We start from the raw sequence: 16,247 nt of genomic DNA, 5'->3' as shown, positions 1-16,247 counted from the left end.
GACTGAACCCGCTATGACCTACGTCTTCACGCCCCCCGCCCTCACCGCCGTTCCCGTTGCCGGCAGCGACGCGCAGTTTGCCGTGCGCCGCGTCTACTGCGTCGGCCGCAACTACGCCGCGCACGCGCGCGAGATGGGCTTTGACCCCGATCGCGAGCCGCCCTTCTTCTTCTGCAAGCCCGCCGACGCCATCGTGCCGGTGGCCGATGGACAAACCCTGGACCTGCCCTATCCGTCGCAAACGCAGAACTACCACTACGAAGCCGAGCTGGTGGCCGTGATCGGCAAATCCGGTGCCGACATCCCCTTGGACAGCGCGCTCGACTACGTCTGGGGCTACGCCGTCGGCCTGGACATGACCCGGCGCGACCTGCAGATGAAGATGCGCGAGATGGGCCGCCCGTGGGAGATCGGCAAGGCCTTCGATGTCTCCGCGCCGATGGGCCCGATCCACCCGGCCAGCGAGGTTGGCCACCCGCAGCAGGCCGGCATCTGGCTGACCGTCAACGGTGAGTCGAAGCAGCGCAGCGACGTGTCGCACCTGATCTGGTCGGTGGCGGAAACGGTGGCGTACCTGTCGCAGTTCTTCCGGCTGGAGCCAGGCGACGTGATCTACACGGGCACACCGGAAGGCGTGGGCGCCGTCAAGCCGGGCGACAACATCGTCACGGGCATCGATGGCCTGGGCGAGCTGAAAGCCCGCATCGTCTGAGTGGCCGCGCCATGCAGCTCTACAGCTTCTTCAACAGCTCGACGTCATATCGCGTGCGCATCGCGCTGGCCCTCAAGGGGCTGCCGTATGACACCGTGCCGGTCAACATCCGCGCGGGCGAGCACCGTGCTGACGCCTATGTCGGGCAGGTCAATCCATCTGCGAGCGTGCCGGCTTGGGTCGAGGGCGATGTGCGCTTGAGCCAGTCGCTGGCGATCCTCGATTACCTCGATGCACGTCACCCTGAGCCGCGCCTCATTCCGCGCGAGCCGCTGCAGCGGGCACGCATGCTGGAGCTAGTCAACGCCATCGCCTGCGACATCCATCCCGTCAACAACCTGCGCGTGCTGCGCTATCTGCAGGAAGTGTTGAAGGTGACGCCGGAGCAGAAGGACGCGTGGTACCGGCATTGGATCGACGAAGGGCTGGCGACGGTCGAACGCTTGCTTGCACGCTATGGCCGTGGCCCGTGGTGCTTCGGCGACGCACCCACGCTGGCGGACGTGACGCTGGTGCCGCAGATTGCCAACGCGTTGCGCGCGGGCTGTCCGCTCGACCGCTTTGAACGCGCAATGGCAGTCTACGCACACGCCATCACGCACCCGGCCTTTATGGACGCCGCCCCCGCGCGGCAGCCGGATTTCACGGCCTGATGCCCGACAGCTTCGCGACCCGCGCACTCGGGAGGTGCAAGGTCGCGGAGCGGGGACGACTCAAGCCACGCTGGTCGCGTCCAGTGCCTGCGTAAAGTCCGCCAGCAGGTCCGCCTCATCCTCGATGCCGACCGATACACGCACCAGCGAATCGGCAATGCCCATCGACGCGCGGCGCTCGGCGCCCATCTCCCAATAGATGGTCGGTGCGACGGGAATCACCAGCGTGCGCGTGTCGCCCAGGTGGGTGGCGCGCACGGCGTAGCGCAGGTGGTTGAGCATGTCGACATAGTCGGCGCCGTCCACCAGCTCGAAGCTCAGCAGGCCCCCGTAGTGGCGGAACAGCTCGGTGGCGCGGGCATGCTCGGGGTGCTCGGGCAGGCCGGGGTAGTAGACGCGCGCGACCTTCGGGTGCGCGGCCAGCGTGCGGGCCAGGGCCAGCGCGTTGCTGCAGGTGCGGTCCACGCGCAGGGCCATGGTCTCGGCGCCGATGGCGATGCGGTGTGCGGCGTCCGCAATGAGCGTCGCGCCCTGATCGCGCAGACCCTTCTTGCGGATCTGCTGGATGCCCTGCATTTCCGGCTTGGCCTTGCGGTAGGCCGGGAAGATGTTCGGATACGTCGTCCAGTCGAACAGGCCGGTATCGACCACCGCGCCGCCCAGCGCATTGCCGTGGCCGCCGATGTACTTCGACAGCGAGTGCACCACCAGGCTGGCCTGCACATCGCGCCCGCGGAACAGCCACGGCGAGGTCATCGTGCTGTCGACCACATACAGCAGGCCGCGCGCCTTGCAGATCGCGCCGATGCCCTTCAAGTCCGCCACCTGTGTGCGCGGGTTGGCGATGGTTTCCACGAACACCAGGCGCGTATTCGGCTGGATGGCATCGGCCACGGCCTGGGCGGAGGTGGCATCGACAAAGGTCACCTCCACGCCCATGTGCCGCAGCGTCTCGAACACGCTGTTGGTGTTGCCGAACAGGAAGGCACTGGACACCACGTGGTCGCCCGCACGCAGCATGGTCGAAAACACCGCCACCACGGCGGCCATGCCGGTGGCGAAGCACGACGTCGCCAGGCCGTCTTCCATCATCGTGATCTTGGCTTCCAGCGCGGCCGTGGTCGGGTTGCCCTGGCGCGCGTAGGTGTAGCCGGGCTTGCCCTGGAACACGTCGATCAGCTCGCGCGTGTCGGTATAGCCGTAGGTGGTGGACGTATGCAGCGGCTTGTGGACGGCGTAGTGCTCGTTGCCGGCCTCGCGGTCGGCGTGCAGGAGGGCGGTGGTCAGTCCGGGTTTCATGGCGGCGGGCAGAGATGGGACGCTAAAGCGGATGATTATCGCGCGAAATCCGCCGCCCCACGCGTTGCCGTTGTCACATCTGTCGATGCCTGGGCCAGACGACCACCTCATCACCTCCACCTCAGAACGCCGTCCGCATCCCCACCATCGCCCCGAGCTGGTTCATACCCTTGCCCGGCGTGGTACCGCCGCCGCCCCCGCTGACCGAGTACTGCGCATTGGCGCTGTTCCACAGATAGCCTGTCTGCGCGTAGAGTGCGGTGCGCTTGGACAGCGCGTAGACACCGCGCAGCACTGCCATGGTCGCGCTGCGGCTCTGGTCCGCATTGATGATGCGGAATAGGCCGGCATCCAGCGTGAGCGCACCGGTGAGCGGAGTGCTGCCGTTGACGAAGTAGAGGTTGGAGCGCACGTCGCCCGTGGGAACGACCACGTCGCGGCGGATCCAGCCGACGCCGAGCTTGGCGCCACCGAGCTTCACGTAGCCGTTGGCGACGATGCGGCGGTCCTTGTCGCCGGCGTCGGCAAACGGGATCGGCGCGCTGCCGTTGAAGAAGAAGGCTGTGGCACCGGTGCCGCCGCGCTGCTCTTCGAAGGCGCCCGCCATGCCGAAGGTGGCGGCATCGTATTTCACCATCGCCGACACCGTGCGGCACGACGATGCGCTGCCTGCCTGCTGCCCGGCGCAGGTGCCGGAGGCCGGCACACCGCCGGCGGCATCGCGGCCGAACGAGTACGTCGCGCCCACCGTCAAACCGCCGAAGGTGCCTTTGTAGGCCACCGTGTTGTCGGTGCGCGCGTTGGGGATGTACGCGTCAAGCGAGCCAATCGCGTATTGGCTGGGGCCGAGGACGTCAGCGTCGGCCAGCGACAAGAAGACCATGCTGTACTGGCGGCCCAGCGTGACGGTGCCATAGTCGCTGGCCAAGCCCACCCACGCCTGGCGACCAAACAGGCGCCCGCCCTGGCCAGACGTGCCGGTATTGGTGTTGAAGCCGCTCTCCAGCATGAACACGGCCTTGATGCCGTTGCCAAGGTCTTCCGTGCCGCGCAGGCCCCAGCGTGAAGGCAGCGTGCCCGTCACGGCGGGGATACGCACGAGACCGTTGCCGTTGGCATTGGCGTGGCTGACGTATTCGATGCCGGTGTCGATCAGGCCGTAGAGCGTGACGCTCTGCGCGCTGGCCGCGCCGCTGGCAAGTGCAAGCGCCGCCAGGGCGAGGCAGCGCAGGCGCGCTACGTTGGCGCGCGAAGTGGTGTGCAGCATGAGGGGCCCCTCCTAGGGTCGAGCCGGTCCCGCCCCCCATGTCTGGCGGGCTAGCGGTTTGGAATGCGTGGAAGCGCCATCCGGACAGATGGCGCGAAGGTGGGATGCGCTAGTCCTGCGCGCGCGGCCGCTTGAGCAGCAGCAGCGCAGCCAGCGCGGCGACGATGGTGACGGGGATGCTCGCCCCAATGATTGTGGTCGAGTGCTGCCCCATCGCCAGCAGCTGTCCGGCCAACAGCGGCCCGGCGATCGAGCCCAGCCGGCCTACCGCCACCGCCGCGCCCACGCCGGTGCCGCGCACCGCCGTCGGGTAGTACGCTGCGGCCAGCGCATACAGCACCGACTGCGCGCCGATCACGAACAGCCCCGCCATGAAGGCGCCCGCCGACATCGATGCCATGCCCCCGGCCGCCGCCAGCAGCGACAGCGCAGCGATGATGCCCACGTACATGCCCGACACCACCCAACGCGGACGCGCCGCGTCCATCAGCATGCCGATACCCAGCGCCCCCGCGCCGCCGCCGATATTGAAGAGGATCTGCACCATGCCCACCTGCGGGCGACTTAGCCCCTGCGCGGCCATCAACGAGGGCAGCCAGTTGAGCAGGAAATACAGCACGATCAGCGTGAAGAAATAGCTGACCCACAGGCACAGCGTGGCCGCCAGGCGCCGTTCGCCGAACAGCGCCCATGACACCGGCGGCGGCTGGATGGCACCGGCGCCTCGCTGCGCACTGTCGAAACGGCGCGACTCCTGTAGCGTCAGCAACAGGGGCACCACCACCAGCGGGCCAAAACCGCCCACGTAGAAGATGTGGCGCCAGCCGCTATCGCCCGTGCTCAGCATGCCGACCACCGCCGCGATGGCCCCGCCGAACGGAATGCCGCAGTACATCACGCTCACGGCGGTGTTGCGCAGGCGCGTGGGCACGGCCTCGGCGCACAGCGCGATCAGGTTGGGCATGGCCGCGCCCAGGCCGATGCCGGTGGCCACGCGAATCATCAGGAGGCTGTTGAAATCCCACACCTGCGCGGTGGCGATCGAGAAGAGGCCAAACAGCGCCGTGGCCAGGATCAGCACGCGCTTGCGGCCGATGCGATCGGCCAGGCGCCCGCCCAGCATGGCGCCGGGCAGCAGGCCGAAGGTGCCCGCGCTGAAAGCCAGGCCCATCTGCCCGACCGACAGGCCGAACTCGCGCGCCATGCGCGGCGCGGCCACGCCGATCGATTGCAGGTCGAGCCCCTCCAGCAGCGCGACGATGAAACACAGCCCAAGGGTCATGGCGACGCCGGGGCCGGCGGCCTCCCGGCGCAGTGTCGTAGGGGTGGTGGATTGCATGGCGTCTCCTTCCGGATGTTGGGGATGGCCGAATGGTTGCGGGGCGGACGTCATTCGCAGCGGAAGCTGGACGCGTCGTTGATGTTGCCGGTGCCGATGTAGCGCGCCATCTTGGGATAGGCGCACAGCGGGCGCGTGCGGTCATGGCCTGCGGCGTTCCAGTCGCTCGGCACTTCGGTGTTGGGCACGGCGTTGGACGACCCGCGCGCGGTGGCGACCACGCTGTCGGGGGCGACGCCCTGCTCCACCCAGGCCACCAGCGGGGTCAGCATGTCGAACTGGTCGGCAGTCGGGCCGCCCGAGCAGTGGTTCATGCCGGGCACCGGATAGAAGCGTGCAAAGTTGCTGGCGTCGCCACCATTGGCGGCGGCCAGGCGCTGATACCAGTTGGTGGTGTCGTCGGAGGAGAACACCGGATCACTGGTGCCGTGATAGACCATCAGCTTGGCGCCGCGCAGCTTGAGCGTGCTGAGGTTGGTCTCGTCGGGCGGCGTCATGAACGACCACGCCGATTCGGTATACGTGGCGTCGGTGGCGAAAATCTTGGGCGCGTCGGTATCCATGCTGAACGCCAGCCCGTAGGCCGTGAGCGAGGTGATCGCCGAAGCCGGCTGCGGCGTGGTGGTGAAGACAAAGGCCAGCGCCGCCGGATCGAGCTTGATCGAGTTGCCCTGCTTCCACCCAGCCCAGTTGCTGCCGCTGATGCCGGCATCGAACGGAAAGCCCGAGTACAGCGCCTGCCCCGCGCTGTTGCGCGCGCCGGCAAACAGGTTGGCGACCACGGTCTTCTGCGCGGCGGTAAGGCAGGTGCCGTCACGCGTGCCTGCGCAAGTTGGCACGTCGGTGGCAAGGCTGAAGGCCGACTGGCAGGCTGCGAGGTTGTTCACCATGCCATCGGTGGTGCCGTCCAGCGCATCGCATTTGGCGAGGATGTGGCTGGCCACCATGGCGCGCTCCGTGGTGGTGAGCGAGGTGGTGATGTCGGGCGTGCCAGCACTCGTGTTGCCGGTCGCCACCGTCGCCAGCTGCTGCGCGCTGTACACCTCGTTGATGGCCGCCTTTGGCAGGTGGAAGCCAGGATCGCCGGCGAGAATGCCGTCGTACGCATTGGCCGAACGCGCGGCCGCCACCATCGCATGGCGCCCGCCGTTCGAGCAGCCACCGAAGTAGCTGCGATCCGGTGCCTTGCCATACACCTGCGCGATCATCGACTTGGCCATCGGCGTGAGCGTGGCGACGGCGTTGTAGCCGTAGTCCAGGCGCGCTTGCGGGTCCAGGCCGAACAGCGGTACCTGGCTGCCGTTGTGCCCCGCGTCCGAACTGATGGCGGCAAACCCAGCGCCCAGCGCACTGCTGATCGGCCCGCCGCCCAGCGCACCGAGTGCCGTCAGCACCGAGCCATCGAGCCCGCCGTTGGCTTGGTAGTAGAAGCGGCCGTTCCAGGCCTTGGGCAGGCGCATTTCGAAGCCAATGGCGTAAGTCTTGCCATCCACCGGGCTCACCCGCGTGTTCATCGTGCCGGTGATCAGGCAGTGCTCGGGAACGGCGCTGCCGGCCACGTTCAAGGTGCCAGCAGCGACCGTCGAGATGGCGGTGACGTTGGTGTTGGCAAAGCTCAGCTTGCCGGTAAAGCTCTCGCACGTGGCGGCGAGGTTCATGCCGGTGGCGGCGGTGAGCTGTGGCAGCGTGTCGCCTGCGCTATCGTCGTTGCAGCCGGCGCAGCTCAGCGCAAGGGCGAGCGCGGCCAGCGCCATGCCCCGTGACATGACGGTCTTCATGAGTCTCCTCCTGGGTGGATAAACCGGTCTGTGCCGGTTCGGTCTGATGCGTTGCGAGTACGGCTAAGTCAGCCTGCGCGGATCACGGCGGGATCGCCCTCGCGATACAGTGCGTCGACGCGGTCTGCACGGTGGGTCAGCACGGCGCGCTGATTCAGCGTGCCCTTGTCGGTGATCTCGCCACGGTCCAGCGACGGCGGCGCGTCGAGCAGCAGCAGCCGCGCCACGCGCGTCGCGCTGCCGGTGGCCGTGGCGTTCAGTGTGCGCAGCAGCGCGGCAAACGCGACGCGCACCGCCGGTGCGGCCAGCACATCGGCCACGCCCGCAGTTGGCGGCAGGCCGGATAGGCACCGGCACGACTCCATCTGCGGAAACACCAGCAAGCCGATGTCGTCACGGTTCATGCCGGCGATCACCACATCCTGCACATGCGGTGCGCCGCTGGCGATCACCCGTGCACGCAGCGGGCCGACGCTCACGAAGGTGCCGGAGCTGAGCTTGAAGTCTTCAGCGATGCGGCCGTCGAAGACCAAGCCCTTCTCGGGATGCGCCGGATCGAAGAAGCGCAATGCATCGCCGCTGCAGTAGTAGCCCTCTTCGTCGAAGACGGGCGCGGCCGATTCTTCGCCCAGGCGCCAATAGCCGCGCATCACGTGCGGCCCGCGAAAGCGCGCTTCTAGCTTGCCGCCCACCGGCACGAGCTTCAACTCGCAGCCCGGCGCCGGCGTGCCGACATAGCCCGCGCGCATGATCGGGCCGGTGGTGAACAGGCAGCACGGCGAGGTCTCGGTCATGCCCAGGCCGGCCATGATCCGGATGCGCTCGCCGCAGTGCTCGCCGGTCACGCGCTCCAGCCGGTCCCACGCCTCCTGCGACAGGCCCGCGCCGCCGAAGAAGTAGAGCTTCACGCGCGAGAAAAACATCTCGCGCAGCGCGGCGTCCCGCTCCAGCGCCAGCCCCAGCTCCTCCCAACCCTTCGGCACGTTGAAGTACGCCGTGGGCGCGATCTCGTGCAGGTTGCGCAGGGTCTCGTCGAACTTGCCGGGCACCGGTCGGCCATCGTCGATAAACAGCGTGCCGCCGTTGTAGAGCACGATGCCGACGTTGTGGCTGCCGCCGAAGGTGTGGTTCCAGGGCAGCCAGTCCACCAGCACCGGCGGTTCCTTGGCAAATTCGGGAATGGTCTGGCGCAGCATCTGCTGGTTGCTGCACAGCATGCGGTGCGTGGTCGGCACGGCCTTAGGGCTACGCGTGGAGCCCGAGGTGAAGAGGATCTTCACCAGCGTGTCGGGCCCGACGTCGGCCTGTGCGGCGTCGGCCGTGGTCACGGGTGTCTGCAGCAGCGTATCGAAGGCGGTGACCGTACGGCCCGGCAGCACACCATCGCGCGTGATGACCTCGATGCCCTCCGGCACCACCGCGTCGATGGCCTTGTCGAAGGCGCCGCCATCCGCCGCATACACGAGCCCCGGCGTGAGCACGTCGAACACGTGCCGCAGCTTGCCGAAATCGGTCGACACCAGCGCATATGGCGGCGACACCGGCGCGTAGGGCACGCCCGCCCACATCGCGCCCAGCGCCAACTGCAGATGCTCCAGGTCATTGCCGGACAGGATCGCGAGCGGGCGCTCGGCAGACACGCCACGGTCCAACAGCGCCTGGCCGATTGCACGGGCGCGCTCCAGCATCTCGCGGTAGGTCAGCTTGATCCAGACGCCGTCCGGCCCGCGCCGCGCAGCCAGCACGCGCTCCGGGTGACGCTGGGCGCCCGCCACGAGGCAATCGGTCATGCGCTGCGGATGGTCGGCCAGCGGCTCGGTATTGCGCACGTGCCAGACGGCGCCGTCGGTCTCGCAGCGCACCGGCGCGTCGTGCACGGCAACGGGGCGATAGGGCACACCGGCCGGGGGCGGCGTGTGATGCCCGGTCTGGACCTGCATCTCGACGTGATCCACGTCTTGTCTCCTGAAAGCGCCGCCCTGGTTATGGTGTTGGATGGGCGGCTGCGGAACTTCAGATCGGGTAGTGGCGCGGCGTGTTCTGCAGCGTCACCCAACGCAGCTCGGTGAACTCCGCGATCGATGCCTTGCCGCCGAAGCGGCCATAGCCGCTGCTCTTCACGCCGCCGAACGGCATCTGCGCCTCGTCATGCACGGTCGGGCCGTTGATGTGGCAGATGCCGGATTCGATCCGTTGCGCCACCTGCATCGCGCGCGAGACGTCGCGGCTGAACACCGAGGCCGACAAGCCGTATTCGCTGTCGTTGGCCAGGCGGATCGCGTCCTCATCGCCGTCTACACACGCCACCGTCACCACCGGGCCGAACGATTCCTCGCGGTACAGCCGCATGGCCGGCGTCACGCCATCGACGATCGCCGGCTGCACGATGGCGCCGTCCACGTGCAGGCCCACCGGCAACGCGGCGCCGTGCGCGCGGGCGTCTTCAACGAGCGCCTGCACGCGCTTGGCGGCATCTATGCTGACCATCGCGCCTAGCACGGATGTCGGGTCGGTCGGGTCACCGGCACGCAGCGTGCGCGCCTTGGCGGCCAGCTTGTCGACCAGCGCATCGGCAATCTTGCGATCGGCAATCACGCGCTCGGTCGACATGCAGATCTGCCCCTGGTTGAAGAACGCGCCAAAGGCCACGGCATCGACCACTGCATCGAGGTCGGCATCGTCGAGCACCACCACCGGCGCCTTGCCGCCCAGCTCCAGCAGCGCCGGCTTCAGGTGCCGCGCAGCATGCTGCGCGATGATGCGCCCCACGTGCGTGGAGCCGGTGAAGTTCACGCGCCGCACGGCCGGATGCGCGATCAGGCGCTCGACCACCTGCGCAGCATCCGCCGGCGCGTTAGTCACGACATTGACCACGCCATCGCCCAGCCCCGCCTCGTGCAGCACGGTGCCGATCAGCCGATGCACGCCGGGGCATGCCTCGGAGGCCTTGAGCACCACCGTATTGCCGCATGCCAGCGGCATCGCAAGCGCGCGCGTGCCGAGAATGACCGGCGCATTCCACGGCGCAATGCCGAGCACCACGCCGCACGGCTGGCGCACCGCCATGGCAAAGTTGCCGGGCACATCCGACGGGATCACGCTGCCGTCGATCTGCGTGGTCATGGCGGCCGCCTCACGCAGCATGTTGGCGGCCAGCATGACGTTGAAGCCGATCCAGTTGGGCATCGCGCCCGTCTCGGCCACGCCGATGCGGATGAAGGCATCGGTGTGCTGGTCCATCAGGTCAGCCGCCTTCAGCAAGCGCCTACGGCGCTCGCCCGGCGGCAGCGCGGCCCACGCGGGGAAGGCCTCGGCGGCGGCCTGCACGGCGGCATCCGCGTCGTCCGGCGTTGCAGCAGGCGCGCGCGAAACCGGCGCATCAGTCACGGGGTTGCGGCGCTCGTAGGTGGCGCCGTTAGCAGCCGGCCGGCTTTGTCCGCCGATCAGCAGGGGCACGTCATGCATGGAATCGTCTCCGGGGCGGCGCGCTGTGTTCGCGCGCCTGCGCGATGGATTTGGGGGCGTGGTGAACGTGATCGGTGATCGGATCAGGCGCGCTTGTACGCCTGCAGGCCCGGCTTGATCGACTTCTCGTCGAGGAACTGCTTCAAGCCCTGCTCGCGGCCGTGCTCGGGATCGCGCAGCGTGGCCTGGTCCAGCTTGGCGTACAGGTAGTCCTCGTTCTGCTCCCAGGTCAGCTCGCGGCTGCGCTTGAAGCCGTGCTTGGCGGCGCGCAGCACCACGGGGTTCTTTTCGAGCAGCTTCTCGGCCACCGCCACGGTGCGGGCACGCAGGTGGACGCGCGGCACGCTCTCGTTCACAAGGCCCATGGCGGCGGCCTGCTGGCCGGTGAAGGTGTCGCCGGTCATGATGTAGTACAGCGCCTGGCGGTGGCCCACGGTATCGGCCATGGCCTTGCTGACGAGGTTGCCCGGCGGAATGCCCCAGTTGATTTCCGACAGGCCAAACACGGCTTCATCCGCGGCGATGGCGAGGTCGCACGCCACCAGCGGCGAGAACCCGCCGCCGAAGCACCAGCCGTTGACCATCGCGATGGTCGGCTTGGCGTACATGCGCAGCAGCTTCCACTGCCACTGGCAGGCATCGCGGCGGATCTTCTCTTGCAGGATCTCGGGGCCGGCGTCGACCTCGCGGAAGTATTCCTTCAGGTCCATGCCGGCAGTCCACGCATCGCCGGCGCCGGTCAGCACCAGCACGCGGGCGTCGACGTCGAGTTCCAGCGCTTCGAGCACCTGGATCATCTCGGCGTTGAGCGTTGGGCTCATCGCGTTACGCTTCTCGGGGCGGTTGAACGTGACCCAGGCGATGCCCTGGTCCACCTTCACGTCCACGGTCTGCCAGCGCCCTTGGTAGTCAGCCATTTCCATCTCCTTGATCTGTCGGCTTGCTGAATTCACTCAACCTGCGGCACGGACCGCGATGCGTGCGGTGCGTGCTGGCTTGGTGGCCATTTAATATCAGGTAGCCTGATATAACAAGGAGATTATCATTGCCGTAAACCCTGATCTGGATGACACGTAGCAGAATGCGCACATCTGCAAGCTGCGACGCACCCCACACGCCATGGCGGCCACCAAGAAGATCCTCCCCAACGCACCGCAACCCACGCAGGATGCTGCTCCGGCAACATCCGCCCGACTGCCCTACCTGATCGGCCGTACGGATCGCATCGTCAAGCGCCGCCTGGGCGAGGCGTTGGCACCGCACGGGCTGACGGTGCCGCAGTTCACCGCGCTGTCGGTGTTGCACGCGCGCGGCAGCCTGTCGAACGCGCAACTGGCGGAGCGCTCGTTCATGTCGCCGCAATCGGCCAACGAAGTGGTGAAGACGATGGAAGCGCGCGGCTGGGTCACGCGCACGCCGGACCCGACGCACGGCCGCATCGTCATGCTGGGCCTCACCGACGAAGCACTTGCACTGCTGGCGCTCTGTGATGAAGCCGTCCGCCAGCTGGAGCAGGAGATGCTGCAGGGGATCGACGCCGAGCACGCCGGTCTGCTGCACGACCTGCTGTTGCAGTGCGCGCGCAACCTGCGCTGAAGGCATCATCCGCGCGGGGGACAGGGCCTTCAGCTGCCCCGGCAAGCGCCGTTATGCACTGTAATAATGTCTGATCATAGGAACATTCTTATCGCGGCATCGCGGCGCTAGAATGATTAGTCGCCGCCGGTCAGAGCGGCCCACGCCCCCATCGACGCACCGCCCGCAGCTCTCTCACCACCATGTGGATCGTCCAACTCGCGCTGCGAAGGCCGCTGACCTTCATCGTCCTGGCGCTGCTGATTCTGCTGGCCACGCCGTTCGTGCTAATGCGCATGGCGACGGACATCTTTCCGGAAATCGACATTCCGGTCTGCAGCATCATCTGGAACTACAACGGGCTGCCGTCCAAGGAGATGGCCGACCGCATCGTCACCGTCACCGAGCGCAGCCTGACGACCACCGTCAACGACATCGAGCACATCGAGTCGCAGTCGCTGGGCGGCGTCGCCATCATCAAGGTCTTCTTCCAGCCGACCGCCAATATCCAGACCGCGCTGGCGCAGATCGTGGCGATCTCGCAGGCGCAGGTGCGGCAGCTGCCGCCGGGCACCACGCCGCCGCTGGTGATCAAGTACTCCGCCTCCAGCATCCCGATCCTGCAGTTGGGGCTGTCGTCCAACACGTTGTCGGAGCAGGAGCTCAATGACGCGACGCTGAACTTCCTGCGCCCGCGCCTGATCACGGTGCCGGGCATCGCGGTGCCGTTCCCGTACGGCGGCAAGAGCCGCCAGATCACGGTCGACCTGGATACGCAGAAGCTGCTGGCGCAGGGCCTCACGCCCACCGACATCGTCAACGCGGTGAGCGCGCAGAACCTGATCCTGCCCGCCGGCACGCAGAAGATCGACGCCTCCGAATACGCCGTGTCGCTCAACGGCACGCCTGGCACCATCGCCCAACTCAACGCCATGCCGGTCAAGACCAGCAACGGCGCCACGCTGTTCCTGGGCGACGTGGCCAACGTGCGCGACGGCTTCTCGCCACAGACCAACGTGGTGCGCCAGGACGGCCAGCGCGGCGTGCTGTTGTCCATCCTGAAGAACGGCGGCGCCTCCACGCTCGATATCGTCAGCAACATCTACAAGCTGCTGCCGGTGGCCGCGTCGGTGCTGCCGCAGGACATCAAGATCACGCCGCTGTTTGACCAATCGCTGTTCGTCAAAGCGGCCATCGAGGGGGTGATCCGCGAGGCGATCATCGCCGCGTGCCTGACAGCAGCCATGATCCTGCTGTTCCTCGGCAACTGGCGCAGCACGGCGATCATCGCCGTGTCGATTCCGCTGTCGATTCTGTCGTCGATCATCGTCCTGCACCTGCTGGGCGAGACCATCAACCTGATGACGCTGGGCGGCCTGGCGCTGGCGGTCGGCATCTTGGTGGACGACGCCACCGTCACCATCGAGAACATCGAGCGCCACCTGCACGAGGGCAAGGCGCCAGTCACCGCCATCCTCGACGGCGCAGCTGAGATTGCGGTGCCGGCCTTCGTGTCGACCATTTGCATCTGCATCGTGTTCGTGCCGATGTTCTTCCTGACCGGCGTGGCGCGCTACCTGTTCGTGCCGATGGCCGAGGCGGTGATCTTCGCCATGCTGGCGTCGTACGTGCTCTCGCGCACGCTGGTGCCGACGCTGGTGATGATGCTGATGACCGGCCATACCGAAGACGCCAAGAAGCCCAATGTGATGCGTCGCATCTACCTGGCCTTCAACACGCAGTTCGAGCACATGCGCGGCAACTACGCCGCCATCCTGGGCGTATTGCTGGAGCACCGTCGCACGTTCGCGCTATCGTTCCTCGGCTTCTGCGTGGCGTCGTGCGCGCTGGTTCTGGTGCTCGGCCGCGACTTCTTCCCCGATGTGGACGCCGGCCAGATCCGCCTGCACATGCGCGCGCCGTCGGGCCTGCGCATCGAAGAGACCGCGCGTCTGGCCGACGAGGTGGAAGCCGCCATCCGCACCCTCATCCCCAAGAACGAGCTGGGCACCCTGCTCGACAACCTGGGCGTGCCCAACTCGGGCATCAACCTGTCGTACAGCAACGCCGGCACCATCGGCACGCTGGATGGCGAGATCCTGATCGCCTTGCACGAGGGCGAGCGCAAACCCAGCGCGGAGTATGTGCGCCGCCTGCGCGAAGAGCTGCCCAAGCGCTTCCCCGGTGTCGAGTTCGCTTTCCAGCCAGCGGATATCGTCAGCCAGATCCTGAACTTCGGGCTGCCGTCGGCCATCGACGTGCAGTTCTCGGGGGCGGACGTCGCGACCAACCAGCAATTGGCGGGCATGCTGGTCAACCGCATCAAGCAGATTCCCGGCGCGGTGGACACCCACGTGCACCAGCGCTTCGACCAGCCCACGCTTGCTGTCAACATGGACCGCACGCGCATCCAGCAGGTCGGTCTGCAGGGGCGCGACGTGGCGCAGAACCTGCTGGTGTCGCTCAGCTCCAGCTTCCAGACCTCGCCCACCTTCTGGCTGAACCCCGTCAACGGCGTGGTCTACCAGGTGGCGGTGCAGAGCCCACAATACCGGGTCGACTCGCTCGACGCCCTGCTGCGCACGCCGGTGGCCGGCGCGGGCGGCGGCGCCGCGCAGCCGGGCGGTCCGCAGTTGCTCGGCAACCTGGTGCAGGTGAGCCCGGGGGTGCAGCCGCAGGTGGTGTCGCACTACGACATCACGCCGGTGGTGGATGTCTATGCCTCGGTGCAGGGGCGCGACCTGGGCGCGGTCGCCAAGGACGTGCAGAAGGCCGTCGACGAGATCCGCCCCAAGCTGCCGCGCGGCGCGCAAATCACGGTGCGTGGCCAGGTGCGCACGATGCAGTCGTCCTTCATCGGCCTGGGCGTCGGGCTGGTGATGGCGATCGTGCTGGTCTACCTGCTGATCGTGGTGAACTTCCAGTCGTGGATCGACCCGCTGATCATCGTGACGGCGCTGCCGGCGGCGCTGGCGGGCATTGCATGGATGCTGTTCACGACCGGGACTACGCTGTCGGTGCCGTCGCTCACAGGGGCGATCATGACGATGGGTGTCGCCACAGCCAACTCGATCCTGCTGATCTCGTTTGCGCGCGAGCGCTTGCATGACGGCATCGCACCGGTGCAGGCAGCGCTGGAAGCAGGCTCCACACGCCTGCGCCCAGTGCTGATGACTGCCCTGGCGATGATCATCGGCATGGTGCCGATGGCGCTGGGCCTGGGCGAAGGCGCCGAGCAGAACGCGCCGCTGGGCCGCGCGGTGATCGGCGGGCTGCTGTTCGCCACGGTTTCGACCTTGTTTTTTGTTCCGGTGGTGTTTGCCAGCGTGCACAACAGATTGCAGCGGCGCGCCGCCGGACGTACCAATTTGCGGGGAAGCGAAGGACATGTCTGAGCAAACCACCGGCACCCATTCCGGGCATCTGGCGGAAGGCCCGCCGCACCACCACGTCACGGTCGACCCGATCGAGCAGGTCGACCGCGGCCGCGCCATGCGCCGGGCGCGCTGGGTGCTGGTCGTCGTTGCCGTGCTGCTGGCGCTGGGTGCGGTGCGCACGCTGGTGAGCCGCTATTACAACGCGCATGCGCTGGAGCGGCAGGTGGCCTCGCAATCGACGCGCTACGTCAACACCATCGTGCCCAAGCCAGCAGCCGGTGGCCGCGAGCTGACGCTGCCGGGCACGCTGCAGGGCTTTGTCGAATCGCCCATCTACGCGCGCACCAACGGCTACGTGCTGCGCTGGTTCAAGGACATCGGCGCCCATGTCGAGAAAGGCGAAGTACTGGCCCTGCTCGACACGCCGGAAGTCGACCAGGAGCTGAACCAGGCGCAGGCCGCACGCAACCAGGCCGCCGCGCGCCGCGCGCTCGCACAGACCTCGCTCACGCGCTGGCAAAACCTGCGCCAGAAAGACGCCGTCTCGCAGCAGGAGCTGGATGAGCGCAGCAGCGCCGCCAACCAGTCGCAGGCCGACCTGGCCGCCGCCGAGGCCAACGTGCGCCGCCTGCAGGAGCTGCAGGGCTTCCGCCGCATCGTGGCGCCGTTCGCGGGCGTGGTCACCAAGCGCAATGTCGACGTGGGTGCGCTGGTCAACGCCGGCAACGCGGGCGCCAACCGCGAGCTGTTCACGCTGGCGCAGACCGATCCGCTGCGCATCT

12 protein-coding genes are annotated in these 16,247 nt (G+C 67.5%); 5 read left to right on the top strand and 7 right to left on the bottom strand.

What is annotated here, in order from left to right:
• Positions 1-13: 13 nt before the first annotated feature.
• Both QZ609_RS00700 and maiA read left to right on the top strand, forming a co-directional pair.
• Positions 14-712 (top strand): fumarylacetoacetate hydrolase family protein, encoded by a 699-nt coding sequence (locus QZ609_RS00700; RefSeq protein ID WP_295489827.1) that lies wholly within the window; start codon positions 14-16, stop codon positions 710-712.
• An 11-nt stretch (positions 713-723) separates the two neighbouring features.
• A complete protein-coding gene (gene maiA / locus QZ609_RS00695; protein WP_295489669.1) occupies positions 724-1,365 on the top strand; it encodes a maleylacetoacetate isomerase in 642 nt (213 codons plus the stop codon).
• A gap of 60 nt (positions 1,366-1,425) precedes the next feature.
• Here the strand turns inward: maiA and QZ609_RS00690 are convergent, their stop codons facing one another.
• The 7 genes from QZ609_RS00690 to QZ609_RS00660 all read right to left on the bottom strand — a co-directional run bounded on the left by QZ609_RS00690 (position 1,426) and on the right by QZ609_RS00660 (position 11,430).
• Positions 1,426-2,664, bottom strand: a complete 1,239-nt coding sequence (locus QZ609_RS00690) for a cystathionine gamma-synthase family protein (RefSeq protein ID WP_295489666.1) — start codon at positions 2,662-2,664, stop codon at positions 1,426-1,428.
• 121 nt (positions 2,665-2,785) lie between these two features.
• Entirely contained in the window at positions 2,786-3,931 is a 1,146-nt protein-coding gene (locus QZ609_RS00685) for a porin (protein WP_295489664.1), read from the bottom strand.
• Positions 3,932-4,040: 109 nt separating this feature from the next.
• Positions 4,041-5,270 (bottom strand): 3-(3-hydroxy-phenyl)propionate transporter MhpT, encoded by a 1,230-nt coding sequence (mhpT, locus tag QZ609_RS00680; protein WP_295489662.1) that lies wholly within the window; start codon positions 5,268-5,270, stop codon positions 4,041-4,043.
• Positions 5,271-5,320: 50 nt separating this feature from the next.
• Positions 5,321-7,048 (bottom strand): tannase/feruloyl esterase family alpha/beta hydrolase, encoded by a 1,728-nt coding sequence (locus QZ609_RS00675; RefSeq protein ID WP_295489660.1) that lies wholly within the window; start codon positions 7,046-7,048, stop codon positions 5,321-5,323.
• A gap of 68 nt (positions 7,049-7,116) precedes the next feature.
• On the bottom strand, positions 7,117-8,988 hold the full coding sequence (locus QZ609_RS00670) for a feruloyl-CoA synthase (RefSeq protein ID WP_295489825.1): 1,872 nt from the start codon (positions 8,986-8,988) through the stop codon (positions 7,117-7,119).
• Positions 8,989-9,061: 73 nt separating this feature from the next.
• Positions 9,062-10,513, bottom strand: coding sequence for an aldehyde dehydrogenase (locus tag QZ609_RS00665; RefSeq protein ID WP_295489658.1), 1,452 nt, complete (start codon positions 10,511-10,513; stop codon positions 9,062-9,064).
• An 83-nt stretch (positions 10,514-10,596) separates the two neighbouring features.
• The gene (locus tag QZ609_RS00660) at positions 10,597-11,430 is read right to left on the bottom strand and encodes a p-hydroxycinnamoyl CoA hydratase/lyase (protein WP_295489655.1); all 834 of its coding nucleotides are present in this window, start codon (positions 11,428-11,430) and stop codon (positions 10,597-10,599) included.
• A 202-nt stretch (positions 11,431-11,632) separates the two neighbouring features.
• Between QZ609_RS00660 and QZ609_RS00655 the strand changes: the two genes are divergently transcribed.
• The 3 genes from QZ609_RS00655 to QZ609_RS00645 form a co-directional block, all read left to right on the top strand.
• Complete coding sequence (locus QZ609_RS00655; RefSeq protein WP_295489654.1) at positions 11,633-12,109, top strand: MarR family transcriptional regulator; 477 nt, start codon at positions 11,633-11,635, stop codon at positions 12,107-12,109.
• A 182-nt stretch (positions 12,110-12,291) separates the two neighbouring features.
• Positions 12,292-15,483 carry an efflux RND transporter permease subunit gene (locus QZ609_RS00650; protein ID WP_295489653.1) on the top strand — a complete coding sequence of 1,064 codons (3,192 nt, stop codon included), beginning with the start codon at positions 12,292-12,294 and terminating at the stop codon, positions 15,481-15,483.
• The coding region (locus QZ609_RS00645) for an efflux RND transporter periplasmic adaptor subunit (RefSeq protein ID WP_295489651.1) at positions 15,476-16,247 on the top strand (772 nt) is incomplete at its 3' end. The genes QZ609_RS00650 and QZ609_RS00645, both read left to right, overlap by 8 nt.

The sequence above is a fragment of the uncultured Ralstonia sp. genome (assembly GCA_913056305.1).
In the GTDB taxonomy this organism is placed as follows: domain Bacteria; phylum Pseudomonadota; class Gammaproteobacteria; order Burkholderiales; family Burkholderiaceae; genus Ralstonia.
Note: the sequence above shows the minus strand (reverse complement) of the source record. Positions and strands in the feature narration are given on the sequence as shown.

Bases quoted from the DNA above. Each gene is read 5' to 3' on its own strand.
- QZ609_RS00700 (WP_295489827.1), top strand. From the start codon at position 14: ATGACCTACGTCTTCACGCCCCCCGCCCTCACCGCCGTTCCCGTTGCC.
- maiA (WP_295489669.1), top strand. From the start codon at position 724: ATGCAGCTCTACAGCTTCTTCAACAGCTCGACGTCATATCGCGTGCGC.
- QZ609_RS00690 (WP_295489666.1), bottom strand. From the start codon at position 2,664: ATGAAACCCGGACTGACCACCGCCCTCCTGCACGCCGACCGCGAGGCC.
- QZ609_RS00685 (WP_295489664.1), bottom strand. From the start codon at position 3,931: ATGCTGCACACCACTTCGCGCGCCAACGTAGCGCGCCTGCGCTGCCTC.
- mhpT (WP_295489662.1), bottom strand. From the start codon at position 5,270: ATGCAATCCACCACCCCTACGACACTGCGCCGGGAGGCCGCCGGCCCC.
- QZ609_RS00675 (WP_295489660.1), bottom strand. From the start codon at position 7,048: ATGAAGACCGTCATGTCACGGGGCATGGCGCTGGCCGCGCTCGCCCTT.
- QZ609_RS00670 (WP_295489825.1), bottom strand. From the start codon at position 8,988: ATGCAGGTCCAGACCGGGCATCACACGCCGCCCCCGGCCGGTGTGCCC.
- QZ609_RS00665 (WP_295489658.1), bottom strand. From the start codon at position 10,513: ATGCATGACGTGCCCCTGCTGATCGGCGGACAAAGCCGGCCGGCTGCT.
- QZ609_RS00660 (WP_295489655.1), bottom strand. From the start codon at position 11,430: ATGGCTGACTACCAAGGGCGCTGGCAGACCGTGGACGTGAAGGTGGAC.
- QZ609_RS00655 (WP_295489654.1), top strand. From the start codon at position 11,633: ATGGCGGCCACCAAGAAGATCCTCCCCAACGCACCGCAACCCACGCAG.
- QZ609_RS00650 (WP_295489653.1), top strand. From the start codon at position 12,292: ATGTGGATCGTCCAACTCGCGCTGCGAAGGCCGCTGACCTTCATCGTC.